At 75.1% G+C, this 25,014-nt stretch carries 24 protein-coding genes, 4 tRNA genes and 1 pseudogene; 11 read left to right on the forward strand and 18 right to left on the reverse strand.

Annotated features, from left to right (window positions below; genetic code table 11):
• Positions 1 to 100 precede the first annotated feature (100 nt).
• The 5 genes from GYH36_RS12005 to GYH36_RS12025 form a co-directional block, all read right to left on the reverse strand.
• On the reverse strand, positions 101 to 3,928 hold the full coding sequence (locus GYH36_RS12005; RefSeq protein ID WP_162289953.1) for a metallophosphoesterase family protein: 3,828 nt from the start codon (positions 3,926 to 3,928) through the stop codon (positions 101 to 103).
• 227 nt (positions 3,929 to 4,155) lie between these two features.
• Positions 4,156 to 4,228, reverse strand: a tRNA-Lys gene (locus GYH36_RS12010).
• A gap of 119 nt (positions 4,229 to 4,347) precedes the next feature.
• A tRNA-Lys gene (locus GYH36_RS12015) sits at positions 4,348 to 4,423 on the reverse strand.
• 119 nt (positions 4,424 to 4,542) lie between these two features.
• Positions 4,543 to 4,618, reverse strand: a tRNA-Lys gene (locus GYH36_RS12020).
• Positions 4,619 to 4,723: 105 nt separating this feature from the next.
• Positions 4,724 to 5,020, reverse strand: a complete 297-nt coding sequence (locus tag GYH36_RS12025) for a GroES family chaperonin (RefSeq protein WP_081772514.1) — start codon at positions 5,018 to 5,020, stop codon at positions 4,724 to 4,726.
• 149 nt (positions 5,021 to 5,169) lie between these two features.
• Between GYH36_RS12025 and bcp the strand changes: the two genes are divergently transcribed.
• From bcp to GYH36_RS12040, 3 genes are all read left to right on the forward strand, one after another.
• Complete coding sequence (gene bcp / locus GYH36_RS12030; protein ID WP_024842144.1) at positions 5,170 to 5,646, forward strand: thioredoxin-dependent thiol peroxidase; 477 nt, start codon at positions 5,170 to 5,172, stop codon at positions 5,644 to 5,646.
• A gap of 98 nt (positions 5,647 to 5,744) precedes the next feature.
• Positions 5,745 to 5,826, forward strand: a tRNA-Leu gene (locus tag GYH36_RS12035).
• Positions 5,827 to 6,012: 186 nt separating this feature from the next.
• Positions 6,013 to 6,642 (forward strand): PAS and ANTAR domain-containing protein, encoded by a 630-nt coding sequence (locus tag GYH36_RS12040; RefSeq protein WP_162289954.1) that lies wholly within the window; start codon positions 6,013 to 6,015, stop codon positions 6,640 to 6,642.
• 96 nt (positions 6,643 to 6,738) lie between these two features.
• On the opposite strand, the gene GYH36_RS12045 is transcribed toward GYH36_RS12040, so the two are convergent.
• Entirely contained in the window at positions 6,739 to 7,125 is a 387-nt protein-coding gene (locus GYH36_RS12045) for a hypothetical protein (RefSeq protein ID WP_115942297.1), read from the reverse strand.
• Between the two features lie 272 nt (positions 7,126 to 7,397).
• Entirely contained in the window at positions 7,398 to 7,781 is a 384-nt protein-coding gene (gene trxA, locus GYH36_RS12050) for a thioredoxin (RefSeq protein ID WP_024842326.1), read from the reverse strand.
• Positions 7,782 to 7,901: 120 nt separating this feature from the next.
• Between trxA and GYH36_RS12055 the strand changes: the two genes are divergently transcribed.
• The 5 genes from GYH36_RS12055 (at position 7,902) to GYH36_RS12075 (ending at position 12,850) form a co-directional block, all read left to right on the forward strand.
• Positions 7,902 to 9,326 carry an MFS transporter gene (locus GYH36_RS12055; protein ID WP_162289955.1) on the forward strand — a complete coding sequence of 475 codons (1,425 nt, stop codon included), beginning with the start codon at positions 7,902 to 7,904 and terminating at the stop codon, positions 9,324 to 9,326.
• Positions 9,289 to 10,905: a pyridoxal phosphate-dependent decarboxylase family protein gene (locus tag GYH36_RS12060; protein ID WP_312028615.1), complete on the forward strand. Its 1,617-nt coding sequence runs from the start codon at positions 9,289 to 9,291 to the stop codon at positions 10,903 to 10,905. The genes GYH36_RS12055 and GYH36_RS12060 overlap by 38 nt, the downstream gene beginning before the upstream one ends.
• Positions 10,906 to 10,946: 41 nt before the next feature.
• Positions 10,947 to 11,516, forward strand: a complete 570-nt coding sequence (locus GYH36_RS12065) for an NUDIX hydrolase family protein (protein ID WP_024842323.1) — start codon at positions 10,947 to 10,949, stop codon at positions 11,514 to 11,516.
• Positions 11,513 to 12,175 (forward strand): Pr6Pr family membrane protein, encoded by a 663-nt coding sequence (locus tag GYH36_RS12070; protein WP_162289956.1) that lies wholly within the window; start codon positions 11,513 to 11,515, stop codon positions 12,173 to 12,175. Before GYH36_RS12065 ends, GYH36_RS12070 begins: the two co-directional genes overlap by 4 nt.
• A 132-nt stretch (positions 12,176 to 12,307) precedes the next feature.
• Positions 12,308 to 12,850: a flavodoxin family protein gene (locus tag GYH36_RS12075; RefSeq protein ID WP_162289957.1), complete on the forward strand. Its 543-nt coding sequence runs from the start codon at positions 12,308 to 12,310 to the stop codon at positions 12,848 to 12,850.
• A gap of 18 nt (positions 12,851 to 12,868) precedes the next feature.
• Here GYH36_RS12075 and GYH36_RS12080 read toward each other — a convergent pair whose 3' ends face one another.
• Positions 12,869 to 14,503, reverse strand: coding sequence for an ABC-F family ATP-binding cassette domain-containing protein (locus GYH36_RS12080; protein ID WP_162289958.1), 1,635 nt, complete (start codon positions 14,501 to 14,503; stop codon positions 12,869 to 12,871).
• Positions 14,504 to 14,593: 90 nt separating this feature from the next.
• On the opposite strand from GYH36_RS12080, the gene GYH36_RS12085 reads away from it, so the two are divergent.
• Both GYH36_RS12085 and GYH36_RS12090 read left to right on the forward strand, forming a co-directional pair.
• Entirely contained in the window at positions 14,594 to 15,541 is a 948-nt protein-coding gene (locus GYH36_RS12085) for a DUF1254 domain-containing protein (protein ID WP_162289959.1), read from the forward strand.
• A 75-nt stretch (positions 15,542 to 15,616) separates the two neighbouring features.
• Positions 15,617 to 16,075, forward strand: a complete 459-nt coding sequence (locus tag GYH36_RS12090; RefSeq protein ID WP_162289960.1) for a DUF3054 domain-containing protein — start codon at positions 15,617 to 15,619, stop codon at positions 16,073 to 16,075.
• Positions 16,076 to 16,127: 52 nt separating this feature from the next.
• Here GYH36_RS12090 and rdgB read toward each other — a convergent pair whose 3' ends face one another.
• The 6 genes from rdgB to clpS form a co-directional block, all read right to left on the reverse strand.
• Positions 16,128 to 16,823, reverse strand: coding sequence for an RdgB/HAM1 family non-canonical purine NTP pyrophosphatase (gene rdgB / locus GYH36_RS12095; RefSeq protein ID WP_115942292.1), 696 nt, complete (start codon positions 16,821 to 16,823; stop codon positions 16,128 to 16,130).
• A complete protein-coding gene (gene rph, locus GYH36_RS12100) occupies positions 16,820 to 17,590 on the reverse strand; it encodes a ribonuclease PH (protein WP_024842316.1) in 771 nt (256 codons plus the stop codon). Before rph ends, rdgB begins: the two co-directional genes overlap by 4 nt.
• Before the next feature lie 39 nt (positions 17,591 to 17,629).
• Entirely contained in the window at positions 17,630 to 18,460 is an 831-nt protein-coding gene (locus GYH36_RS12105) for an MBL fold metallo-hydrolase (RefSeq protein ID WP_115942291.1), read from the reverse strand.
• The gene (murI, locus tag GYH36_RS12110; protein ID WP_115942290.1) at positions 18,460 to 19,263 is read right to left on the reverse strand and encodes a glutamate racemase; all 804 of its coding nucleotides are present in this window, start codon (positions 19,261 to 19,263) and stop codon (positions 18,460 to 18,462) included. Before murI ends, GYH36_RS12105 begins: the two co-directional genes overlap by 1 nt.
• A gap of 126 nt (positions 19,264 to 19,389) precedes the next feature.
• Positions 19,390 to 20,070, reverse strand: coding sequence for a DUF2017 family protein (locus tag GYH36_RS12115; protein ID WP_162289961.1), 681 nt, complete (start codon positions 20,068 to 20,070; stop codon positions 19,390 to 19,392).
• Positions 20,067 to 20,354, reverse strand: coding sequence for an ATP-dependent Clp protease adapter ClpS (gene clpS / locus GYH36_RS19325; RefSeq protein WP_024842312.1), 288 nt, complete (start codon positions 20,352 to 20,354; stop codon positions 20,067 to 20,069). The genes GYH36_RS12115 and clpS overlap by 4 nt, the downstream gene beginning before the upstream one ends.
• Before the next feature lie 113 nt (positions 20,355 to 20,467).
• On the opposite strand from clpS, the gene GYH36_RS12125 reads away from it, so the two are divergent.
• Positions 20,468 to 21,883 carry a nicotinate phosphoribosyltransferase gene (locus GYH36_RS12125; RefSeq protein ID WP_024842311.1) on the forward strand — a complete coding sequence of 472 codons (1,416 nt, stop codon included), beginning with the start codon at positions 20,468 to 20,470 and terminating at the stop codon, positions 21,881 to 21,883.
• Positions 21,884 to 21,986: 103 nt separating this feature from the next.
• On the opposite strand, the gene GYH36_RS12130 is transcribed toward GYH36_RS12125, so the two are convergent.
• From GYH36_RS12130 to GYH36_RS19735, 4 genes and pseudogenes are all read right to left on the reverse strand, one after another.
• On the reverse strand, positions 21,987 to 23,732 hold the full coding sequence (locus GYH36_RS12130; RefSeq protein WP_203231803.1) for a DEAD/DEAH box helicase: 1,746 nt from the start codon (positions 23,730 to 23,732) through the stop codon (positions 21,987 to 21,989).
• A gap of 104 nt (positions 23,733 to 23,836) precedes the next feature.
• Entirely contained in the window at positions 23,837 to 24,172 is a 336-nt protein-coding gene (locus GYH36_RS12135; RefSeq protein ID WP_034605677.1) for a DUF3039 domain-containing protein, read from the reverse strand.
• 174 nt (positions 24,173 to 24,346) lie between these two features.
• A complete protein-coding gene (locus tag GYH36_RS12140; protein ID WP_143314521.1) occupies positions 24,347 to 24,634 on the reverse strand; it encodes a hypothetical protein in 288 nt (95 codons plus the stop codon).
• A 239-nt stretch (positions 24,635 to 24,873) separates the two neighbouring features.
• A pseudogene (locus GYH36_RS19735) lies at positions 24,874 to 25,014 on the reverse strand (glucosamine-6-phosphate deaminase); the annotation flags it as partial.

The following is a 25,014-nucleotide window of genomic DNA, read 5'->3' on the forward strand; positions in this document are numbered from 1 at the left end:
GGGCGAGCGACGCAGCGGCCCCCGGACCGTGAGGTCCGGGGGCCGCCGTCATGCCGTCGGCACCGGGTCGGCGGTGCGCGGGCGACGGGTCAGCGACGTGTCAGCCGCACCCGAGCGCGTCGTACGCGACGTCCGCGGCGAAGGACCGGCCGTCCCCGCTCGCGGTGACGTGCGCGGTGCCCGCCACGACGTCGGACGCCCGGACGGAGAACGCCTGGTACGCCGACGCACCGGGCCGCACGCCCGGGACGGTGCGCTCGCCGAACGGCGTGCTGAGCGTGACGTCCACGGGGACGGTGTCCGCGTTGGTCGCGCGCACCGCGACGTACGCCGTGCCGGCCAGGCACTGGGCGCGCGCCGTCGTCTCGACGACGAGGCCGCCCTCGACGGGCGCGGTGGTGAACGTGCTCACCGGCGACACGGCCGTGCCGCCGCCCGCGCTCGTGGCGGTGACGGTCCACGCGTGCAGCGCTCCCGGCACCAGCCCGTCCCACGGGACGGTCGCGACCTCGCCCGACGGGACGGTCACGCTGCCGATCTCCTCGCCCGGCGCGTAGAGCGACACGGCGTCGGTCGCGAGGCTCGTCACGCGCGTCGTGAGGTCGACGGGGACGGTGAAGTCGTCCTCGCGACCGTCGTAGCGCTGCTCGTCGTCGTACTCGGTGGCGCCGAAGTTCGCGAGCCACGGCGAGTAGGTGTCGACGATCATCTCGGAGCGGTCGACGTCGAACTGCAGCAGCCGCAGGAAGCTCGCGCCGAGCCGCAGGCCCTCGTCGGGCGCGTAGCCGCCGATCTCGGTGAGCCCCGCCTCCTCGGCCGTGACCTCGTAGAACTGGTAGTCGGCGAGCAGCTCGACGGCGCCGCTGCCCGGCGTGCCGACGTCCTGCCGCACGTTGATGCCCACGCCGTGCCGGTGCCCCGCGAGGACGAGGAACACGTTCGGGTTGGGCTCGACGACCTTCGCGTGCACGAGGCGGCCGTCGGGCGTCGAGATCTCGGAGTCACGACCGTCGGGGTTCGTGCTCGGCACGAGGTAGTCGTGCGTGAGCACGATCGCGTTGCGGTCGGGGAACTGCTTGAGGACGCCGTCCGCCCACGCCGCCTCCTCGTCCGTCACGCCGTACGACAGGTACACGGCGACGAAGTCGAGCCCGCCCGCGCTGAACAGGTCGTAGTGGTTCTGGTTGTCGCCCTCGCGCCACGGGCCGCCGTAGGAGGCGTCCTCCCACCCCGCGGACAGGGCCTCGTAGCGCTCGGGGCCGTAGAACTCGTTGAACAGCGCCCCGGGCCCGTTGTCCTGGCCGGTGAGGTTGTCGTGGTTGCCCGCGAGCACGCCGTTGGGGATGTTCGCGTCGTCGAGGATCCGCTGCGCGGACGAGGAGAACGCGTACTCGCCGCGGATCTGCTCCACCGCCGCGTCGTCGGCGGGCACGCGGGTGTAGTTCTCGTTCACGTCACCCGTGTGGGCGACGTACGCGATGCCCCGCTCCTCGGCGTTGTCGACGACCCACTGCGTGACGTCGGTGTACGCCCGGGCCCACACGGCGCGCTCCTCGGCCGTCTCCTGCTCGACCGCGCCCTCGGAGAGGTACTGCGTGTCGGTGAGGTGCACGAGCGAGAAGTCGTAGGCGTCGCGCGGCGCGAACTCGGTCTCCTCGCGCGACCCTCCCGCCACGATGTCGTCGGCGAAGGGGTCGGTGCCCGTGACGAGGACGTGGACGGTCCCGTCGACCGCGGCACCGTCGCGGAGCACGGTGCTCAGCGACGTCGCACCCTCCACCGCGCCGCGCGCGGACGCGAGCGGCTCCCACCGCTCGCCGTCCCACACGTGCAGGGTCGCGAGCCGCTGCGGGTCGACGACGCCCTCCCAGCGCACGACCTGGCCGGCGGTCGTGCCGTCGGCGGGCAGCTCGAAGCGCTGGTAGGTGACGTCGCGGCTCTGCGGGGAGTCGAGCGTCAGGTCGTCGCCCGGGGCGAGCGCGTCGGCCCCGGCGGGCTGCTCGCCCTCGACGGGGAGCGTCGTCGGGACCTCGGCCGACTCGCCCTGCGCGACGAGCACGGGGGCGGTGACGTCGGCGCGGGAGAACGTGGCGGTGACGTCGCCGCCGCCGGGCGCCGCGACGCGCGCGGACAGGTCGACGCTCCCCGCGACGTCGCGCGTGCCGTGCGCGGGCGCGAGGTCGGTCGGGACGTCCGGCACGCCGAGGCTCGTGAACCCGATCTCGTGCGTGCTCGCGTTGCCGAGCACGTCCGTCGCGGTGACGACGAGCGTGTGCGCGCCCGGGGCGAGCCCGGGGCCGACGGGAGCGCCGAGCGCGACCGGCTCGCCGTCGAGCGTCACGTCGGGGCCGGACAGGACGCCCGCGGCGTCCGCGAGCTCGACCGCGAGGCTCGTCGCGCTCGCGAGCTCGGCGCCCGCGGCCGGGGTGCTGGAGACGACCGCGGGTCCGGTGTTGTCGGTCGTCACGGTACGGCGCGCGGCCGCGCCGGCGGCCGTCGCCGCCGTGATCGTGTGCTCGCCGTCGGCCAGCGTCGCGGTGTCGACGTCGGCCCGCAGCCCGGTCGCGGGCGCGTCGGCGTCGCGCACGACGTCGAACGCGAGGTCGACCTCGCGCGGCTTCGTCGTGCTCGTGCCGCAGTCGCCGTCGCCCAGCGAGTACGACGGTGCGACGCCCACGCCCGTCGCCGTGCCGTCGGTGAGGTCGAGCGCGATCCCGGAGATCGCGAAGTCGTCGCGGTTGTCGCCGCACGACGTCGGGTACGTGCCCGTGACGAACCGGATCGTGTTGCGCCCCGGGGACAGGTACGCGTTGGGCACGTCGACCCGGACCGTCTCGCTCACGTAGTCCCGGTCGACGAGGTCGATGCGCTGCCCGTTGACGAGCAGGTGGTTCGTGTAGCGGGCCTCGATCGAGTTCGACCCGACCGTGAAGACGAACGCGGACGAGCCCGCGCCGTGGGTCGCGACCGTCTCGAGAGGGTTCCCGTCGAGCGCGATCCCGGTGGGCGCGTCGCCGCCCGCGGGCGGCGTCGCCAGGACGGTCTGCTCCCCCGTGAGGAGCGCGCCGTCCGCGGGCACGATCGCCGGGGCGCCCGGGGCGCCGTTGTTCACGGTGACGGCGCTCGTGGCGACCGCACCGGAGAGCGTGGTCGCGGTGAGCGTGTGCGCGCCGTTCTCGAGGGTGGTGGTGTCGAGGTCCGCGGCGAGGCCGGTCGTCGCGGCCGGGTCCTGGTCGAGGTCGAACGTGAGGTCGGCGCTGAGCACGCGGGCGGTGTTCGTGCCGCACGAGCCGTCGCCGAACGCGTAGGAGAAGGCGTTGGCGGAGCCGTCGGCGACCTCGCCGAGCAGCTCGAGCGACACGTCCGTGAGGTCGTAGTCGTCGTAGTTCGTCCCGCACGACGTCGTCACCGCGCCGACGACGAACCGCACCCGGTTCTCGCCCTGCACGAGCCACTGCGCCGGGACGTCGAGCGCGACGCGCTCGGACACCATGTCGCGGTCGAGCTCGAGGCGCTCGCCGTTGACGAGCACGTGGCTGCCGTACCGCTTCTCGACCGAGTTGCTGCCGACGTCGAACAGCAGGCGTGCGGTCGCGGGCGTCGCGCTCGCGTCGAGCGCCGTGCCGTCGACCGCGAGCGCCGTGACCGGATCGCCCGCGCGCACCGGGTCGCCCGCGACGCGCACGGTGCCGTCGAGGTAGGTGCCGGTCGTGGGGGTCAGCGCGGGTCGTTCCTGCGTGGCCGTCACGGCGGTGCCGCCGGCGGCCGTCCGGGGAGTGGGCGAGGCGGCGGTCGCTCCGGGCGCGATCAGCCCGGCGGCGAGCACCGTCCCGATCGCTCCCGCGAGCGCGGCGCGACGCCGCGCCCCGCCGCCGGTCCGTCCCGCGGTCCGTCTCGAAGTCCTGTGCGTGGGCACGGACGTGTCCATCGTGGTTCCCTTCCGTGGCGAACGGGTCGACGGGCGGCGCTGCCGAGCGGCGACGACGCCCGCACCGGACCCTTCCCGGCGGGGGTGAACGCGAGGTCGGTGCCGGGCGAACTCCGGCGAAACGGACGGCGACGGTTGCGGCGGGCACGCAGGACGAGGGAAGGGCGACGGCGGCACCGACGACGAAGGCCGCCCACCGCGAGGGTGGACGGCCTGGTCAGGAGGGGTGCGCCATCAGGGACTCGAACCCCGAACCCGCTGATTAAGAGTCAGCTGCTCTGCCAATTGAGCTAATGGCGCGCGAGAGGGAACCCTACCAGCGGCCGGCCCGTGTCCCGCGAGGGATCCGGACCGCCGCCCGCACCGGCTCTCGACCGGCGCGGCTCGGGCCGCCCGCGTGCGGACGGCCCGGTCGGTGGTGGTGCGCCATCAGGGACTCGAACCCCGAACCCGCTGATTAAGAGTCAGCTGCTCTGCCAATTGAGCTAATGGCGCGCGAGAGGGAACCCTACCAGCGGCCGGCCCGTGTCCCGCGAGGGATCCGGACCGCCGCCCGCACCGGCTCTCGACCGGCGCGGCTCGGGCCGCCCGCGTGCGGACGGCCCGGTCGGTGGTGGTGCGCCATCAGGGACTCGAACCCCGAACCCGCTGATTAAGAGTCAGCTGCTCTGCCAATTGAGCTAATGGCGCGCGAGAGAAAACACTAGCAGCCGCGGGCGCGCCGGGAAAATTCGTTCCGCCCCGGCCCGTGTGACGTCGGCGACACCGGCCGCGACGCCCGGACCAGGCGCGGGACTACAGGTACAGGCCCGTCGGCCCGTCCTCCTCGACGTCCTGGGACACCGCGTGCACGTCGCGCTCGCGCAGCAGCACGAGGTCCTTGCCGCCGAGCTCCACCTCGGCACGGTCGTCCGGGTCGAACAGGACGCGGTCGCCCACCGCGACCTGACGCACGTGCTCACCTGCTGCGACGACGACGGCCCACGCGAGCCGCTTCGGGCCCACGGCGGTCGCGGGGATCACGAGGCCCGCCGAGCTCTGACGCTCGCTCGCGTCGACCTCGGGCTCGACGAGGAGGCGGTCGTGCAGCATGCGGATCGGCAGGTCGCGCGCGGCCGTGCGGGCCGGGCGCGCGGTGGTCGAGGGGGCGGACGTCGTCTTGCTCACAGCAACAACGCTACCGGTGCCGCGGAGCCTCACCTACGCTCGAAGCACACCCTTGGCCGGACCGAAGGAGATCCATGTCCACGCGCCTCACCGTCGGCGACACCGCTCCCGACTTCACCCTGCCCGCCGCCGACGGCAGCACCGTGACGCTGTCCGACCTGCGCGGCAAGCACGTCGTCGTCTACTTCTACCCGGCGGCGGGCACACCCGGCTGCACGACCGAGGCCTGCGACTTCCGCGACAGCCTCGCCTCGCTCCAGGGTGCCGGGTACGCGGTCGTCGGCGTCTCCCCCGACCCGGTGGACAAGCTCGCCGCGTTCGCCGAGGCCGAGCACCTGACGTTCCCGCTCGTCTCCGACGTGGACAGGACGGTGCTCGAGGCGTACGGGGCGTGGGGCGAGAAGAAGCTCTACGGCAAGACGGTCGTGGGCGTGATCCGCTCGACGGTCGTCGTCGACCCCGAGGGCGCGGTCGAGCTCGCGCAGTACAACGTCAAGGCCACCGGTCACGTCGCGAAGCTGCGCCGCGACCTGGGCATCGACCCGAAGTAGTCCCACCGCGCGGGCGCCGCGCCGCCGTCCGGTCGCCGCCCCCCGGGGCGGAGCGACCGGGCCGGGGCGCGGCGCTCGCGCCGTAGACTGACCCCCGCGCGCGAGTGGCGTAACTGGCAGCCGCGCCAGGTTTAGGTCCTGGTGTCCTCGGACGTGCGGGTTCGAGTCCCGCCTCGCGCACCGCGTGGACGTCGCCCGACGCCCCCACCTGCGACGCAGCCTCCGCCGCGGTCCGCGGCGCCCCGCGCAACCCGACGGACGCCGGCGTCTCGCCTGTCGCTTCTCCCCGAAGGGGCGTACGGTCGAAGGGTCGAGTCTGGACCTGGCTCCTCATCTCTCTGCAGAAGCCGGAGCAACGACATGTCCGTGGACGACCATGCCACCGACCACCTCCTGACACCCGTCACGGGTCAGCAGATCGGCCAGTACCGCCTCGACCTGGGTACCGGCACCTGGTGGTGGTCGTCGGGGACGTACCGGGTGCACGGCTTCGAGCCGGGCGAGGTCGTGCCGACGACCGAGCTGGTCCTGGCCCACAAGCACCCCGACGACCGCGACCGGGTCCGCGCGATGCTCCGCAGGGCGCAGGAGACCGGCGAGGCGTTCGCGAGCATGCACCGCATCATGGACGCGCACGGCCGCGAGAAGCACCTCGTCCTCCTCGGCCAGGGCCGCCGCGAGCGCGAGAGCGGCGAGGTCGTCGAGCTCCTGGGCTACGTCGTCGACGTGACCGCCCGGGTCGCGGCGCTCGCGAACGAGCGGGCGCGGCACGACATCGAGGCGTCCGCCCGGTCACGCGGCGGGATCGAGCAGGCGAAGGGCGTCCTCATGGGCGCCTACGGGATCGACGCGGACGAGGCGTTCGCCCGGATCCGCCACTGCTCGAACAACCGCAACGTCCCCCTGCGGGACGTGGCCCGGGTGATCGTCGACCAGGCCGCACGGAGCGGGACCCGCGACGTCGGGCCCCTCGACGAGATCCTCCAGGGGTCCTGAGGCCGGCACCTCGCCGGAACCGCACGCCGGCGCCTCGTCCTGTCGACGCCGGGCGGGGCGTCGGTCCGCCGGATCCCGGCGGGCGGCGCGGCACCCCTAGCGGACGACGCTGACCTCGAAGAAGGCCTTGATCCGCTCCTGCGTGGTCGGGTCGAGCCGACGGCGGGGGCTCGTCGAGCCGCCCGCGTGGACGGCGATCCACGCACGCAGGACGGTCGGCTGCACGTCCACGACGCGCGCGAACTCGTCGACCGTCGGCCACGCCGGCTGCGGCGTGCGCACGCGCGGACCGGTCGCGGCGAGGTGCAGGTCCTCGCCCCACGCCATCGCCTCCGCGGGTGAGCGGAAGCCGCCGATGCGTCCCGGCACCGGGTGCGGCTTCTCGAGGCACCACTCCTCGCGCCGCGCCGCGATCCGGTAGACGCCCTCACGCGCCTGCGCCTCGTACGTACCGTCGTCCTTGTGCTTCCAGTGCAGCCCCATGACGCCAGTGTCGGTGGTAAGCGCTCTCTCAGAAAGTTGAACGGGAAACTTCACCCGCTCCTCACCTGGACGACCGTCCAACTGACCGTCTAGCGTGACGGCAGAGCCGGTGCCCGCACCATTGCCCCCTGCCGGTGCGGGCACCGGTTCTCTGCCACACGCACCCTGCGCGCGCGTGGCGGCTCTGACCGAGACGACGCACGGCCCGGCACCCTCGAGGGTGCCGGGCCGTGCGTGTTCGTGCTGGGGCGCGCGGTGCGCCCCGGGTCGCGTCAGGCGTCCTGCGCGGGCGTCCCGTCGCTCGCCGCGGCGATCTGCCGGCGCACGTCGTCCATGTCGAGACCCTTCACCGCGTCCACGACCTGCTTGAGCGCGGGAGCCGGGAGCGCGCCCGGCTGCGAGAAGACGAGGATGCCCTCGCGGAAGGCCATGAGCGTGGGGATCGACGTGATGTTCGCCGCCGCGGCCAGGCCGCGCTCCGCCTCCGTGTCGATCTTGGCGTGCACGACGTCGGGGTTCTCCTCCGACGACGCCTCGAACACCGGCGCGAACATCTTGCACGGCCCGCACCAGTCCGCCCAGAAGTCGACGAGGACGATGTCGTTCTCGGTGATGGTCTGCTCGAACGTGGACTCGGTCAGTGCCTGCGTGGCCATGGGGGATCCTCCTGGACGGTGGGGTTTCTGCCTCGTAGAGCAACGATCGTCCCCCACCTATTCCCCGCAGGCACGGGCGCACGCCCGGCCGCGCGCCCCACCAGCCTCTACGCTGCCCCTGTGACGACCACCACCACGACCCGACTCTCGCGCGCCACGATCGCGGGCTACGCCGCGGGCTCCGTCGGCACCGGCGGCTTCGGCACCCTGCCCGGCCTCGTCCTCCTCGTGTACCTCACCGACGCGCTCGCCGTGCCCGCCGCCGTCGCCGGGCTCATCGTCACCGGGGCCAAGGTGTGGGACGTCCTCATCGACCCGTTCATCGGGTACGGGTCCGACCGCGACCTCGCGCGCACCGGGTCGCGACGGCGGTTCATGACCGTCGGCGCCCTCGCGCTCCCCGTGCTCTTCGCGCTCACGTTCGCCGCGCCCGCGGGGGCGGGCCCCACCGCCGCGGCGATCTGGGTGCTCGTCGCGTTCCTCCTCGCCGCCACGGCCTTCTCGCTCTTCCAGGTCCCGTACATCGCGCTCCCCGCCGAGCTCGACGCCACCTACGACGGCCGCACCCGGCTCCTCGCGTGGCGCGTCGCGGCGCTCGCGTTCGCGATCCTCCTGTTCGGCGCGGGCGGGCCCGCCCTGCGCGGCGGCGGCGACTCGACCACGGGCTACCTCGTCATGGGCGTCGTGTCCGGCGTCGTCATCGGAGCGGGCATGCTCGTCGCCTCGCGCGTCGCGCCCCGGCGGCCGCGCGGCGAGGCAGCCGCGCCCGCGACTCCCCCGCCCTCGACGACCGCCTCGCGCGCGTGGGCGCTCGCGGTCCGCGAGTCGGCCGACGCCCTGCGCCGGTCCCGGCCCTTCCGGACGCTGCTCGTCGCGTTCTTCCTCCAGGCCGTCGCCACGGGCCTCATGCTCGCGGGCGCGGCGTACGTCGCGCGCTACGTGCTGCAGGACGAGGCCGCGGTGAGCTACCTCTTCGCCGCCCTCATCGCGCCCGCACTGCTGTGCATGCCGCTGTGGACCCGCCTCGCGCGCCGCGACGGCAAGGAGCGCGGCTTCGTCGTCGCGACCGTCCTGTTCGCCGTCGCCGCGCTCGGGATGATCCCCCTCCTGTGGGTCCCCGGGGCGTGGGTCTACGTGCCCACGGCGCTCGCCGGCGTCGCGTACGCGGGCATGCAGGCGCTCCCCCTCGCGATGCTCCCCGACGTCATCGCGCACGACGCGCGGACGCACGGCGAGGGCCGCGGCGGGGCGTTCAGCGGCGTGTGGACGGCGGGCGAGACCACGGGCATGGCGCTCGGCGCAGCCGTGCTGTCGCTCGTCCTCGGCGTGACGGGCTACGTCTCGACGCGCGCGGACGAGGTCGCGACGCAGCCCGCCGCCGCCGTCGACGGGATCGCGCTCGCGTTCTCGGTCGTCCCGGCGGTCCTCGTGCTGCTGAGCCTGGTCCCGCTCGTACGGTACGGTCTTCGCAAGGGGGACATCGACGACACAGCACCGGAGCTGCCGCGTGACCACCCCGCACGGACCGACCGATCCCGCGACTGACCCGTCGGCCGACGCACCGCACCCCGCGGCCGCGACGGGCGGCGACGTCCCGCTGCGCACCGACGGGATCCTCGACCGGCTCGCCGCGCTCCGTGAGGCCGACGCGCCGACGCACGGCGGCCGCGTCCTGTCCTACGTCTACGACCCGGGGCTCCCCGAGCTCGACGAGCTCGCGGCCGCCGCGGCGCGCGCCGTCCAGCCCGTCAACGGCCTCGACCCGACGACGTTCACGTCGGTCGCGGTCATGGAGGGCGAGCTGGTCGCGCTCGCGCGCGAGATGCTGTCCGGGCCCGCGGACGGGCCGGACGCCGTCGTGGGCTCCGTGACGTCGGGCGGCACCGAGAGCTGCCTGCTCGCCGTGAAGATCGCGCGCGACGCGTTCCGCGAGGCGCACCCGGGTGCGCGCCCGCGCGTGGTGGCCCCCGTGAGCGTGCACGCCGCGTTCCGCAAGGCCGCCCGGTACCTCGACGTCGACCTCACGCTCGTCCCCGTCGACCCGGGGACGGGGACGCCCGCCACCGCCGACCTCGTCGCCGCGCTCGGCGACGACGTCGCGCTCGTCGTGGTGTCCGCGCCCTCGTACCCGCACGGCGTGGTCGACCCGGTGGCCGACGTGGCGGCGGCGGCGCACGCGCGCGGCGTCCCAGTGCACGTCGACGCGTGCGTCGGCGGCTGGGTCCTGCCGTTCTGGGCGGCCGCGGGCGGCGACACCCCGCCGCCGTTCGACTTCGCGGTCCCGGGCGTGACGAGCATCTCCGCGGACGTGCACAAGTACGGCTACGCCCCCAAGGGCACGTCCGTCCTGCTCGTGCGCGGCCGCGACCGGCAGCGCCGCCAGTTCTTCGCGACGACGGGCTGGCCCGGCTACCCCGTCGTCAACCCCACGATCTCCGGCTCGCGGTCGGCGGCCCCGCTCGCCGCGGCGTGGGCGGTGAGCCAGGCCCTCGGCACCGCCGGGTACACGGCGCTGACGGCGCGCTGCGTGCGTGCGACGCGCGCCCTGCACGCGGCCGTCGACGGGATCGAGGGACTGCGCGTGGTCGGGCGCCCCACGGGGCCGCTCGTCGCCGTCGCGACCGACGAGTCCGTGGCGCCCGAGCGCCGCGTCGACCCCCACCTGTGGGCCGACGCCGTCCGGTCCCGCGGGTGGGTCCTCCAGCCGCAGCCCGGGCTCGTCCAGGAGGACGGCGCGCGCCTGCCGCACACGACGCACCTCACCGTGACCCCCGTGACCGAGGCCGGGCTCGACGGCCTCGTCCCCGCGCTCGTCGACGGGGCCGACGCCGTGCGCGGCGCGCCCCGGCCCGACGTCGGCGCCGCGCTGGCCGCGGTCGCCGGCTCGCTCGCCGCGGCGCCGGGGGCCGCCGCGGGCGCGCCGACCTCCGACGAGGTCTGGGCGGCGCTCGGCCCGCTGCTCGCCGCCGGCGACGACGCCGACCCCGGCGTGGGCGTGCTGCCCGACAGCCTGGCCCCGCTCATGGCCCTCCTGGAGGTGCTGCCCGGACCGGTCGCCGAGCGCGCCCTCCTCGAGATCGTCGCGCGCGTCGCCGAGCCGCCCCCGGACGGCGCCCCGCGCTGAGCGGACTCGCCCCGCCGCACCGCTCGGGGTAGAACAGTCGCGTGACCGACACCGCCGACTTCCCGCCCGACGACTTCTCCCACGAGAACCCGCGACCCGCGGGCTGGCTCAGCCCGGAGGAGATCGCGGTCGCGCGCGCCCAGCTCCCGCTCGTCTACGTCGACGCCGTGCCCGTGCGGGTCGACGACTCGGGCGACGTCGTCGCCGTCGGGCTCCTGCTGCGCGTCACGCCCGACGGCATGATGACGCGCGCGCTCGTCTCGGGCCGCGTCATGTACCACGAGCGCATCCGCGACGCGCTCCTGCGGCACATCGAGAAGGACCTCGGGCCCGTCGCCCTCCCCCAGGTGCCCGCCTCGCCGCAGCCGTTCACCGTGGCCGAGTACTTCCCGACGCCGGGCATCACGTCGTACCACGACCCGCGCCAGCACGCGGTGTCCCTCGCGTACGTCGTGCCGGTGACGGGCGACTGCCGCCCGCAGCAGAACGCGCTGGAGCTCGCGTGGCTCACGCCCGAGCAGGCGTGCAGCGACGAGGTCCAGCTCGAGATGCGCGGCGGGCAGGGCGTGCTGCTGCGCCAGGCGATGGCGTACGTCGGCCGTCTCCCGTGACGCCCGCCCCGCGCGTCGCCGCGCCCGGTCGCCGGCTCGTCGTCGCGCGCGTGCTGAACGCGCTCGTCGCGCTCGCGGCGCTCACGGGCGTGGTCATGGAGCTCGTCATCGCGCTCGTCGACGGCCCGGGCACCGCGCCGAGCCAGGCCGAGCGGCTCGTGCGCCTGTTCTCCTACTTCACGGTCCAGTCGAACCTCCTCGTCGGGGTCGTGTCCGTGCTGCTCGTGGTGCGGCCCGCGCGCGACGGCGCCGTCTTCCGGGTCGCGCGCCTCGACGCGCTCCTGTGCATCGCGGTGACGGGCGTCGTCTACCAGACGGTGCTGCGAGGGATCGCGGAGCTCAGCGCCGCGGGCCAGGTGTCCGACCTGCTCCTGCACCTGCTCGCACCGCTGCTCGCGCTCGTCGCGTGGGTGCTGGTCGGCCCGAGGCCGCGGGTGGACGCCGCGACCGTGTGGTGGTCGCTCGCGTACCCGCTGGCGTGGATCGCGTACACGTTCGTGCGCGGCGCCGTCGTCGGCTGGTACCCGTACCCGTTCCTCGACGTCACGACGCTCGGCCTCGGCCCGGCGCTCCTCAACACCGCGGTCGTGGCGGTCGTCCTCGTCGGCCTCGCGTGGCTCGTGCGCGTCGTCGACGCGCGCCTGCGCGCCGCTCCCTGACGCTCGCGCCCGGACGGGACCAACGGCCCCCGCCCCCGGCCCGTCGGGCCCTGGGTCCGGCGGCCGGCCCTGGCCGACGCTGGAGGGAGAGGCGCCGCCGGGTCGGGGCGGCGTGGTGACGAAGGGGACGCCATGGACGCCGCAGTGGTCTACGAGTCGATGTACGGCAACAGCGAGCAGGTCGCGCGAGCGGTCGCGGAGGGGTTGTGCGACGCCGTGCGCGTCACCGTGCTCGACGTCGAGGAGGCTGCCGCGACTCCGCAGGCGCTGCGCCACGTCCGGCTGCTCGTCGTCGGCGGGCCGACGCACGCGTTCGGGATGAGCCGGCCGTCGACCCGCGCGGAGGCGGTGCAGCGCGCGAGCGGCGCCGTGTCCGACCGCGAGACCGGGCTGCGCGAGTGGGTCGAGTCCGTCCCCCGCCAGAGCGAGCCGCGGCTCGCCGCGACGTTCGACACGCGCGTCACGAAGGTCAAGCCGCTGCCCGGGTCGGCCGCGCGCGGCGCGGCGAAGGTGCTGCGTCGGGCGGGCTTCCGGCTCGTCGTGCCGCCCGCGTCGTTCTACGTCGGCGACGTCGAGGGGCCGCTCGACGAGGGCGAGCTCGACCGGGCGCGCGCGTGGGGCCGTGCGCTGGGCCACGTGCTGGTCCCCGCGGGGAGCGCCCCGGCGGGCCGCTGATCCACGGCGCCGGCCCTGTCAGCCGCCGAGCTCGAGCCGGGGCCAGTCCTCGAGGTCGTCGCGCATGCGGCGGTCGTGCGTCGCGACGACGACGGCCGCGGGCGTCACCCGCAGCGCCTGCGTGAGCTCGTCGACGAGGTCGATCGACAGGTGGTTCGTCGGCTCGTCGAGCAGGAGCACGTGCGGCGCCGCGAGCAGGGCGCGCGCGAGGTCGAACCGGCGGCGCTGGCCCGCGGACAGCTCACGCAGCGGGCGATCGAGGTCCTCCTCGGTGAGCAGGCCGAGGAACGCGACGGGCACGAGGTGGTCGGGGTCGAGGCGGCCCGCGTCGAGCAGGTCGAGCGCCTCGCGCGCGTACTCGTCGAAGCCCGTGCGCGCCTCCGCGTCCGGGGGCAGCGACGGGCCCTCCTGCGCGACGACGCCGAGCCGCGCGCCGTCCACCACGGTGCGCGTCCCGCGGTCGAGCGGCACGAGGCCCGCGAGCGCCGCGAGGAACGTCGACTTCCCGCTCCCGTTGGGGCCCGTCACGAGCAGGCGCCCGGAGGGCGGGAGCGCGACCCGGGTGCCGGGCAGGTCGAGGCGCGCAGCGCCGTCGGGCCCGACGCGCGGGCTGCGCAGCTCGAGCACCGGGTCGCCCGGGTCCCAGCCCGGAGACATCGCGGGCAGCTCGGGGAACACGAGCTGGAGCGGCGGCACGGGCACCTCGACGGCCTCGGCCTCGAGCTGCTGCAGGCGCCGGTCGGCGGCCTTGACGTGGATCCGCGCGCGCGTCGCGCGGCGGTGCTTCTGGCTGCCCTTGGGCGGGCGCCACTCGTCCGACAGCCCCTCGTACGACGCGTCGAGCACGGCGGCGAGCTTCTCGGCGCGCTTCTGCTCGGCCCGGAACCGCTGGCGCCAGCGGTGCAGCGCCTGGTTCTTCGCGAAGCGGTAGGAGAGGTAGCCCGGCTGCCCGTAGAGCACGGGCCTGCCGTCCATCGACGGGTCGAGGTCGAGGATCTCGGTCGCGACGTCGTCGAGCAGCTGCCGGTCGTGCGTGACCATGACCACGCCGCCGCGCCACGCGACGAGCTCGCCCGTGAGGAAGTCGATGCCGCCGGCGTCGAGGTGGTTGGTGGGCTCGTCGAGGAGCAGCAGGTCGGCGCGCCCGGCGAGCCGGCACGCGAGGCGCACGCGGTAGCGCTCGCCCACGGACAGCGTGGCGAGCTCGCGGTCGCGGTCGCGGCACGCGCCGAGGCGCGAGAGCGCGACGTCGACCCGGCGGTCGGCGTCCCACACGGCGAGGTGCTCGGCGCGGGCGAGGATCTCGGTGAGCTCGGCGAGGTCGCCCGCCTCGTGGTCGAACTCGCGGGCCGCGGCCTCCAGCTCGGCGGCGACGGCGCGCAGCCCCGCGAGGGTCCCGGCGACGAGCGTGCCCACGGTCTGCCCGGGCTCGATCGCGAGCTCCTGCTCGACGAGCGCGAGCGAGCCCGCGCGGCGCACCTCGCCGCGGCTCGGCACGAGGTCGCCCGCGAGCACGTGCAGGAGCGTCGACTTGCCCGTGCCGTTCTCGCCCACGACGCCGAGCCGGGTCCCGGGCGCGACGCGCAGCCCCACGCCGTCGAGGACGGGGCGTCCGGGGTAGGAGAAGGCGAGGTCGTCGGCCGCGAGGTGCACGGGGACCACCCTAGGTGCCGTCCTCGGCGCGCACGACGACGGCCCGTGTGCTTCGCTTCTCCCGCCCGCACCGTCCGCCCAGGAGGCGCCATGTCCCACCACGTCGACGTGGACACGTTCGTCCGCGCCGAGACCGACCGCATGTTTGCCGACCTGCAGCGCGACGCGGGCGGGGTCAACCGGTTCCGGCACAACCGCGAGCCCGCGCCGGTGGACCGCCAGACCGTGGTGCGCCTCAACCGGGACACGCTCTACAGCTTCGCCGTCGTGGACCTCGCCGGCGGCGCGACCCTCACGCTGCCGGACGCGGGCGGGCGCTACCTGTCCGCGATGGTGCTGGACAACGACCACCTCGTGCGCGACGTGCTGCACGACCCGGGCACGTACCCGCTCGACGCCGCCCGGGTCGGCACGCGGTACGCGGTCGTGGCGGTCCGCGTCCTCGTCGACCCTCAGGACCCGGGCGACGTCGCGGCCGTGACCGCGCTCCAGGACGCGCTGACCCTCACCGCGGGATCGGCCGAGCCGTTCGTCGCGCCGGACTGGGACGCCGCGAGCCTCGACGCGACGCGGGGCGCGCTCCTGCGGCTCGCCGCGGGGCTGCGCGGGTTCGACCGCATGTTCGGCACGCGCGAGCAGGTGGACCCCGTGCGGCATCTCGTCGGGACCGCCGCGGGCTGGGGCGGGCTGCCGACGAGCGAGGCGTCGTACGTCGGGGTCGACCCGGGGCTGCCCGTCGGGCGGTACGCGCTGACGCTGCGCGACGTCCCGGTCGACGCGTTCTGGTCGGTGTCCGTGTACGACGCGCAGGGCTTCTTCGCGCCCAACCCGCAGGGCCGCTACTCCGTCAACAACATCACGGGCGTCCGCGACGCCGACGGCGCGGTCACGGTGCGGTTCGTCCCGCCGGACGACCCGGCGGACGAGCCGAACGCGATCCCCGTGCCCGACGGCTGGAACTTCCTCGTCCGGCTCTACCGGCCGCGCCCCGAGGTGCTCGACGGCGCGTGGCAGGTCCCGGGGCTGCTCCCCCTGTGAGGGGTGTTCGCGGGGGTGTCGCACGCCACGTCGGCGCGGCCGTGGCGGGCCTCGGCAGGCGGTAGCGTCGACGGCATGAGCACCGCTCCTGCGGGCCGCGCGCGTCCCGCGGTCGTCGCCCTCGCCGCCCTCGCCGACGTCGCGTGCGTCCTCGCGCTCGCGAGCGGCGGTCTCGCGACGCACGCGGCCGACGAGGGTGCGGCGCGGCTGCTCGTCGTCGCGTGGCCGTTCGCGGCGGGAGCCGCGGTCGGCTGGCTCGTCACGCGTGCGTGGCGGCACCCCGCACGGCCGTGGCCGACGGGCGTCGTGGTGTGGGGCTGCGCGTGGGCGCTCGGGGTGCTCCTGCGGGTCCTCACGGGGCAGGGCGTCGCGCCGGCCTTCCAGGTCGTGTCGTTCGGCTTCCTCGCCGTGACGATGCTCGGCTGGCGGGGCGTCGTCGCGCTCGTCGGCGTGCTCCGGCCCGCCGAGCGGCGCCGCCGGGCCGCGGAGCTCGCGGGCCGCGCCCCGCGCGACGGCGCCCGCCCGTCCCGCTGACGGGACCGGGCGGGCGCGCGCGTCACCGCCCCGCTCCCCTGTCGCGCGTCCCCTAGCGTGCGCCGAGGACGGCCACGACGTCGGGCGCGAGCGCGCGGAACGCCTTGCCGCGGTGACTGATGGCGTTCTTCTCGGCCGGGCTCAGCTCTGCGGCGGACCGGCCCGCCCCGTCGCCCGGCTGCTCGTCGGGCAGCAGGATCGGGTCGTAGCCGAACCCGTTCGTGCCGCGCGGCGCGGTGAGCAGCGTCCCGCGCATCTCGCCCGTGCGCACGACCTCGGTGCCGTCCGGCGCGACGAGCGCCGCCGCGCACACGAACCCGGCCGCGCGGTGCTCGGCGCGCACGTCCGCGAGCTGGGCCAGCAGGAGCTCGAGGTTCGCGGCGTCGTCGCCGTGGCGCCCCGCCCAGCGCGCGGAGAAGATGCCCGGCGCGCCGCCCAGCACGTCGACGGCGAGACCGGAGTCGTCCGCCACGGCGGGCAGCCCGGTCGCGGCGACGAGCGCGCGCGCCTTGAGGAGCGCGTTCTCGGCGAACGTCACGCCGTCCTCCACGGGCTCGGGCGCACCCACGTCGCCGGCGCCGACGATCGCCCCGGGCGCGAGCTCGAGACCCGGGTGCGCGTCGAGCTCGGCCGCGAGGATCGCGCGCAGCTCGGCGATCTTGCCCCGGTTGTGCGTCGCGAGGACGAGGCGCGCGCCGTCGGGCACGACGACGCCGCTCCCGCCGGCGCCCGCGACGGCGTCGCTCACCGGGCGTCCTGCGCGAGCGCGGCGCGCTGGATCGCGGTGAGGTCGGCAGTGCCCGCGACCGCGAGGTCGAGCAGCGCGTCGAGCTCGGCGCGGTCGAACGGCGCGTGCTCGGCCGTGCCCTGCACCTCGACGAACGTGCCCGACCCGGTGACCACGACGTTCATGTCCGTCTCGGCCCGCACGTCCTCGACGTACGGGAGGTCGAGCATCGGGGTGCCGTCGATGATCCCGACGCTCACGGCCGCGACCGAGTCCGTGAGGACGGGCTTGCCGCCCTTGACGTGCCCGTGCCGCTGGCCCCACGCGACGGCGTCCGCGAGCGCCACGTAGGCGCCCGTGATCGCGGCGGTGCGCGTGCCGCCGTCGGCCTGCAGGACGTCGCAGTCGAGCACGATGGTGTTCTCGCCGAGCGCGGAGACGTCGATGATCGCGCGCAGGGACCGGCCGATGAGGCGCGAGATCTCGTGCGTGCGCCCGCCGATCTTGCCCTTGACGGACTCGCGCTGGCTGCGCTCGTTCGTCGCGCGCGGCAGCATCGCGTACTCGGCCGTGACCCAGCCCTCGCCCGACCCCTTGCGCCAGCGCGGCACGCCCTCCGTGAACGACGCCGCGCACAGCACGCGCGTGCGCCCGAACTCGACGAGCACGCTGCCCTCGGCCTGGTCGAGCCAGTGGCGGGTGATGGTCACGGGGCGGAGCTGGTCGGGCGCGCGGCCGTCGGCGCGCACGACGGGCGCGGGCGTGCCGGAGGGATCGGGGGTGGTCATGCCGCCAACCCTACCGACCACCCCCGCCCGCCGGGCGCGTCAGACGTCGAAGACCGCGCCCGTGCTCGCGACGTCGAGCGGGCCGTCGTAGACCTCGCGCGCCTCGGCGAGCGAGCGCTGCGGGTCGTTCCACGCCGGCAGGTGGGTGAGGACGAGGCGGCGCGCCCCCGCGGCCGTCGCGACCTCGCCCGCCCGGCGGCCCGTGAGGTGGATGCCCCGCTCGACGCCGTCGTCCCGGCCCTCGTGGAACGCGGCCTCCGAGAGCAGCAGGTCGGCGTCGCGCGCGAGGTCCACGACGCCGTCGCACGCGTCGGTGTCCCCCGTGTACGCGAGCACGGCCTGCTCGCCCGGGCGCAGCGACGACGGGCCCGTGACGCGCACGCCGTACGCCTCCACCGGGTGGAACACGCGGAACGGCTCGAGCGTGAGCGGCCCGACCCGCACCGGGGCGCCCGGCTCCCACGTGCGCACGTCGAGCTCCTCGCCCATGCCGTCCCCGGGCTCCGCGCCGTACGCGGCCTCGAGCCGGGCCGCCGTCCCGGTGGGGCCCAGCACCCGCAGGCGGCTCGGGACGCCCGTGCGCACCGACCCGCGCTCCGGGTGGTACCGCAGGTAGACGTACAGCCCGCACACGTCGACGAAGTGGTCCGGGTGCAGGTGGGACAGCGCGACGGCGTCCACGTCGAGCGGGTCGACGAAGCGCTGCAGCGCGCCCAGCGCGCCGTTGCCGAGGTCGAGCACGACGTTCCAGTCGCGCGCCTCGGCGCCCGCCGCGGCCGCCTCGGCGGCGGGGACCTGGACGAGGTACGACGACGCGGGCGAGTCCGGGCCCGCGAACGACCCGGAGCAGCCGACCGTGACGAGGCGCATCAGAGGGCCTCCACGCTGAGCACCTCGGGCCCGAGGAACCGCCGCGCGAGGTGCTCGAAGGGCTCCGCGCTCCCCGTCGCGAGGAACCGGTGCTGCGGCGGCCCCGCGTCGCGCGACCGCTCGAGGTCGTGCGCGACGAGCGTGCGGTACACGTCCTTGGCCGTCTCCTCCGCGCTCGACACGAGCGTGACCTCCTCGCCCATGACGTAGGAGATCGCGCCCGTCAGCAGCGGGTAGTGCGTGCAGCCGAGCACGAGCGTGTCCACGCCCGCCGCCCTCACCGGGTCGAGGTAGCGGTGCGCGACCTCCAGGACCTCCGGGCCGGACGTGACGCCCTGCTCGACGAGCGGCACGAACTCGGGGCACGCCTGCGTCGTCAGGCTGAGCCCGGGCGTCACGGCGAACGCGTCCTCGTAGCTGCGCGACGTGATCGTCGCGCGCGTCCCGATGACCCCGATCCGGCCTGTGCGCGTCGCCGCGACCGCGCGCCGCGCGGCCGGCAGGATCACCTCGACCACGGGGAGCCCGTGGCGCTGCGTGTACCGCTCGCGCGCGTCGCGCAGCACCGCCGACGACGCCGAGTTGCACGCGATCACGAGCATCTTCACGCCGTCGTCGACGAGCTGGTCCATGATCGCCAGCGCCATCGCCCGGACGGCCGCGAGCGGCTTGGGACCGTAGGGCCCGTTCGCGGTGTCCCCGATGTAGTGGAGGGCCTCGTTCGGGAGCTGGTCGAGGATCGAGCGTGCCACGGTCAGGCCGCCCACGCCCGAGTCGAAGATCCCGATGGGAGCGTCGTTCACCCGCCCGAGCCTACTGGCGGGTCCGCGCGCGCGGCGCGCCCGGACGCGCCGCACCGCTGTGGCAGCGCCCACAGGGTGCCGCAGCCGCGACGCGACGCACGGGCGCCCGACGACGGTCCGCGCTGCTCAGGGACGCCCGCGCCCCGCACGCAGGTCCGCGAGCATCCCGTCGACGAGCGACTCCTGCAGCAGCCCCGTGAGGAGGAACACGCTCACGAGGAACCGGCGCGGCGCACCGCCGACCTCGCCGTCGTCCGGGCCGTCGTCCCCCTCCCGGTCCAGCTCGTCGTAGAGCCCCTCGACCTGCTCGTCGGTCCGCAGCCCCAGCCGCTCGGCGAGCACGAGCCGCACGTCGGTCAGCGCCCCCGCGACGTCCTCGGCCTCGTCCCGGCCCACGACGTACGGCGCCGCCCCCGCCGGCTCGTGGTCCACGAGGCTGCGCGCGAGCAGCACGAGCCGGCCCACCTTCCGCGCCGCGAGGTCGTCCTGCGTGAAGCGCCGGAACTCCGCGGCCACCTCGGCGTCGTCGGAGGCGTCCGGGAGCAGACGCCGCACCGCGGGGTCGGGCGGGGGCGTCGCCGCTCCCCCACCATCACCAGGCCTGCCCGGCACCGGGCCGGTCCACCCGGGCGGCGACCACGCGTCGTCGGGCTCGCCCGCCCCCGGGCCGGCCCCTCCCGGGCCGCGACCCGGCACGCCCTCCTGGAGCATCTGCGCGACGTCGCCCGCGAGCTGCGCGAGCACGATCCGCTCCGACGGCTCGAGCTCCGCGACGTACCCGTGCGCCTCGGCGCGGAACGGCCTCACTGCTCGCCGTCCTTCTGCAGCGTGGCCCACAGACCGAACGAGTGCATCGCCTGCACGTCGACCTCCATGCGCTCGCGGTCGCCGGTCGAGACGACGGCGCGCCCCTCCCGGTGCACCTGGAGCATGAGCTCGTGCGCGCGCGCCGCCGGGTAGCCGAAGTAGGACTCGAACACGTAGGCGACGTAGCTCATGAGGTTCACCGGGTCGTTCCACACGACGGTCGCCCACGGGCTGTCGAGCCGGGTCGCCTCGTCGGCGCGCGTCGCCTCCTCGGGCACGGTCACGGACGCCCGCGCGCCACCGGCGCGGGTGAAGATCGGCTGAGGTCTCACGTCACCACTGTATTCGGGGCGTTCTCAGCACCCACGGCAGGCGCCGCTGCCCTACCGTGGTCCGCATGAGCATCGCCGACCCGGGCAGCGTCGCCCCTCTCGCCGCCGACAGCGCTGCCCGCCTCACCTCGCCCCCGCGCCCGCCCTACTGGCCGTCGGCGTCGACCGCGCTCCTCACGGACCGGTACGAGCTGACGATGCTCCAGGCCGCGCTCGCGGACGGCACCGCCGAGCGGCACTGCCTGTTCGAGGTCTTCACGCGCCGCCTGCCCCCGGGCCGGCGGTACGGGGTCCTCGCCGGCACGGGCCGCGTCCTCGAGGCGCTCGCGTCGTTCCGCTTCTCGACCGAGGAGCTCGACTGGCTGCGGTCGCAGGACGTCGTGGACGAGCGAACGCTCGAGTTCCTCGCCGACTACCGGTTCACGGGCTCGATCACCGGGTACCCCGAGGGCGAGGTCTTCTTCCCGCAGTCCCCCGTCATGACCGTCGAGGGCACGTTCGCCGAGGCCGTGCTGCTCGAGACGCTCGTGCTGTCGATCCTCAACTACGACTCCGCGGTCGCGTCCGCCGCGTCGCGCATGACGAGCGCCGCCGTCGAGCGGCCGTGCCTGGAGATGGGCGCGCGCCGCGCGCACGAGCAGGCGGCCGTCGCCGCGGCCCGTGCGGCCGTCGTGGGCGGGTTCGCGGGGACGTCGAACCTGGAGGCGGGCCGCCGCTACGGCCTGACGACGATCGGCACCGCAGCCCACGCCTTCACGCTCCTGCACGACGACGAGGAGTCGGCGTTCGCGTCGCAGGTCGCCTCGCTCGGGCCCGGGACCACGCTCCTCGTCGACACCTACGACGTGCGCAAGGGCGTGCAGAACGCGGTCCGCGCCGCCGGCGGACGGCTCGGCGCCGTGCGCCTCGACTCGGGCGACCTGGGCGTCCTCGCCGTCGAGGTGCGCCGCCAGCTCGACTCGCTCGGCGCCCACGACACGAAGATCACCGTGACATCAGACCTCGACGAGTACGCCATCGCGTCGCTGGCCGCCGCGCCCGTCGACTCGTACGGCGTCGGCACGTCGCTCGTCACCGGCTCGGGCGCTCCCACGTGCGGGATGGTCTACAAGCTCGTCGCGCGCGCCGACTCCTCAGGAGTGCTCCAGCCGGTCGCCAAGGCGTCGACCGCCAAGACGAGCACGGGCGGCCGCAAGTGCGCCGCCCGCCGCTACGACGTGGACGGGCGCGCGGTCGAGGAGGTCGTCGTGACCGGCGACGACCTCGCCGTCCAGGAGTGGGAGCCCGACGACGGCGACCTGCGCCGCCTCCAGGTGCCGCTCGTCGTCGACGGTGCCGTCGACTCGCGGTGGGTCGGCTCGTACGGCGTGCAGAACGCCGCGCACCGCCACCGCGAGGCCCGTGCGGAGCTCCCGCGCGGCGCGCGGCGTCTCTCCGCCGGCGACCCGGCCATCCCCACGGTCGTGCACACGCTCCCCTGAGCGGCTCGCGAGGGCTCGCTCGGGGCCCCGCGGCGTCGGTCGGGCCCGGGCTCACCCGCGTCCGTCGCGCCCCGTGGTGCCGCCGCACCGGGCGGTGCGGCGTCTAGCGCTTGCCGACGAACCAGCCGCGCACGGTCGCGACGCGCGCGTCGAGCTGCTCGACCGTCGCGAGCGGCACCTCAGGGCCGCCGCACCGGCGTCGCAGCTCGTTGTGCACCGAGCCGTGCGGCTGCCCGCTGCGCCGCGCCCACGCCGAGACGAGCTGCTGGAGCTCCTTGCGCAGCTCGGCCGCGCGGCGGTGGTCCATCTCCGCACGCTCCTGCTCCGCCGACCGTGCGCTCCTCGAGCGCTGGCTCATCTGGTCCGCCTGGCGCTGGCGCAGCAGCGTGGTCACCTGGTCGGCGTCGAGCAGCCCCGGGAGCCCGAGGAAGTCGAGCTCCTCGTCCGAGCCGACGTCCGCCCCCGTGCCGAACTCGCCGCCGTCGAAGAGGACGCGGTCGAACGACGCCTGCGCCTCGAGCGCCTCGAACGAGCCCTGGACGAGCTCCCCCGACGCCTTCTCCTCGCGGTTCGCCTCCGCCATGAGCGCGTCCTCGGGGTTGAACCCCTCGCCCTGCTCCTCGGCGGTGAGCGGCCGGTCGAGCGCGTGGTCGCGCTCGATCTCGAGGCCGTTCGCGAGCTCCAGCAGGTGCGGCACGCTCGGCAGGAAGACCGACGCCGTCTCGCCCCGGCGGCGCGCACGGACGAAGCGCCCGACGGCCTGCGCGAAGAACAGCGGCGTCGCCGTCGAGGTCGCGTACACGCCGACCGCGAGCCGCGGGACGTCGACGCCCTCCGACACCATGCGGACCGCGACCATCCAGCGCCCGTGGCCGTCGGAGAACTCCTCGATGCGGCTGCTCGCGCCGTCGTCGTCGGAGAGCACGACCGTGGGCGACTCACCGGTGATGCGCGCGAGGTGGCCGGCGTAGGCGCGCGCGTCCGTCTGGTCGGTCGCGATGACGAGGCCGCCCGCGTCCGGGATGGCGCGCCGCACCTCCGTGAGTCGCTTGTCCGCCGCCGCGAGCACCGACGGGATCCACTCGCCGTTCGGGTCGAGCGCGGTCCGCCACGCCTGCCCCGTCATGTCCTTCGTGAGCGCCTCGCCGAGGCGCGCGCTCACCTCGTCGCCCGACTTCGTGCGCCAGCGCATGTTCCCGGAGTAGGACAGGAACAGGACCGGGCGCACGACGTGGTCGCGCAGCGCGTCGCCGTAGCCGTACGTGTAGTCGGCGCGCGACCGCCGGATGCCGTCCGGCCCGCGCTCGTACTCGACGAACGGGATCGCGGCCGTGTCCGAGCGGAAGGGTGTGCCGGTGAGCGCCAGGCGCCGGGTCGCGTCCTCGAACGCCTCGCGCACGGCGTCGCCCCACGACAGCGCGTCACCGCCGTGGTGGACCTCGTCGAGGATGACGAGCGTGCGGTCGGCGGTCGTGCGCGCCGCGTGCAGCGCCGGCTTCGCGGCGATCTGCGCGTAGGTGAGCGCGACGCCGTCGTAGTGCGCGCCGTGCCGGCCCTGGCTGTTGCGGAAGTTCGGGTCGATCCGGATGCCGACGCGCGCCGCCGCGTCCGCCCACTGGTGCTTGAGGTGCTCGGTCGGCGCGACGACCGTCACACGCCGCACCACGCCCTGCTCCAGCAGCTCGGTCGCGACCCGCAGCGCGAACGTCGTCTTGCCGGCACCTGGCGTCGCCACAGCGAGGAAGTCGCGCGGCGCGCGCGTGCGGTACAGCTCCAGCGCCTCCGCCTGCCAGGCGCGCAGCTTCGACGCCGAGCCCCACGGGGCACGGCGCGGGAACGCGGGCGACAGGTGCGACGCCGCAGCCGACGAGGGGCTCTGCGGCGCGGGCGGGCTGGTCCTGCTACGGGAGTCGGGGGCGGAGTGACCGGTGGACGTCGAGTGGTGCTCCCCGCTCACTTGCCGGAGTCACCCTCGCCGTCCTGCGGGTCCCGCAGACCGTCGTAGATCTCCTTGCACGTGGGGCACACGGGGAACTTGTTCGGGTCGCGACCCGGGACCCAGACCTTGCCGCACAGCGCGATCACGGGCTTGCCGGACAGCGCCGACTCCATGATCTTCTCCTTGCGCACGTAGTGCGCGAAGCGCTCGTGGTCGCCCGGCTCGGTCTGCTCGCGCGTCTCCTCGCGCTCGAGCACCCCGGTCGACGTGCCGGTGGTCGGCTCGGTCGCAGGGTTCCGGAACGGGTCCTCGGGACCCCCGGGGGGCGTGCTCGCGCGGAGTTCGATCATGGACGAAGTCTACGGCGTGGGGGCGACAGTCGAGCCTGGACATCCCGTGACCGTTTGTCCGCCGCGAGTCCCTACCGGACTCCGGGCGAGACCGGAGAGATGCAACGGGGGCGTGTCGACCAGCTGCCGAGGGCGAGTCCGTGGGGCAGGCCTCCCGCCCCACGGACGACGACCTCAGACCGCGCAGCCCACCGAGGGATTGCCGCTCACCGCGTGCCACTCGAGGATGCTCTGGCGGCCCGTGTACACCCGGTACTGCGTGCCCACCTTGGTGCTCGAGTAGAGCTGCCCACCCTGGGGCGGGTACACCCTGACCTTGAACGGTGACGAGGACGTGAAGTACACCGTCCGCCCGGACGGGCAGGACACGCCACCGTTGGCGTATGCCGCGCCCACCGGGGCGACCGCGAGACCGAGGACGAGACCTGCGCCGAGCATGAGCCCGGCAAGCTTCTTCTTCATCGACATACCCCCACATCGGACGGCACCGGCGTTGGTGCCACCTGAGACCTTGGCAGGCTCGCGACCAAGATGCAAGACATTGTCAGCGGATCTTACAGATCGCCTCCCGCCGATTCTCCAAGGATGGGGGCGTACGACGACGAAGCCCGCCGGCGCTGCGGTCCAGGGGCGTGGACCGCGCGCCGACGGGCGGCTGTGCCTCGCGGGCGACGGCCCGCGAGAGTTCATCGAGAGATCGGCTACAGGCCTTGCCAGTCGGGCTTGGACGCGTACGTCTGGCGGTAGTAGTCCGCGAGCTGCAGACGCGAGGCCGCGGCGTCGTCGACCAGCACCGTCGCGTGCGGGTGCATCTGCATGATCGTCGCGGGCCACAACGCGCT

It is taken from the genome of Cellulosimicrobium composti (assembly GCF_010287905.1).
Classification (GTDB): Bacteria; Actinomycetota; Actinomycetes; order Actinomycetales; family Cellulomonadaceae; genus Cellulosimicrobium; species Cellulosimicrobium composti.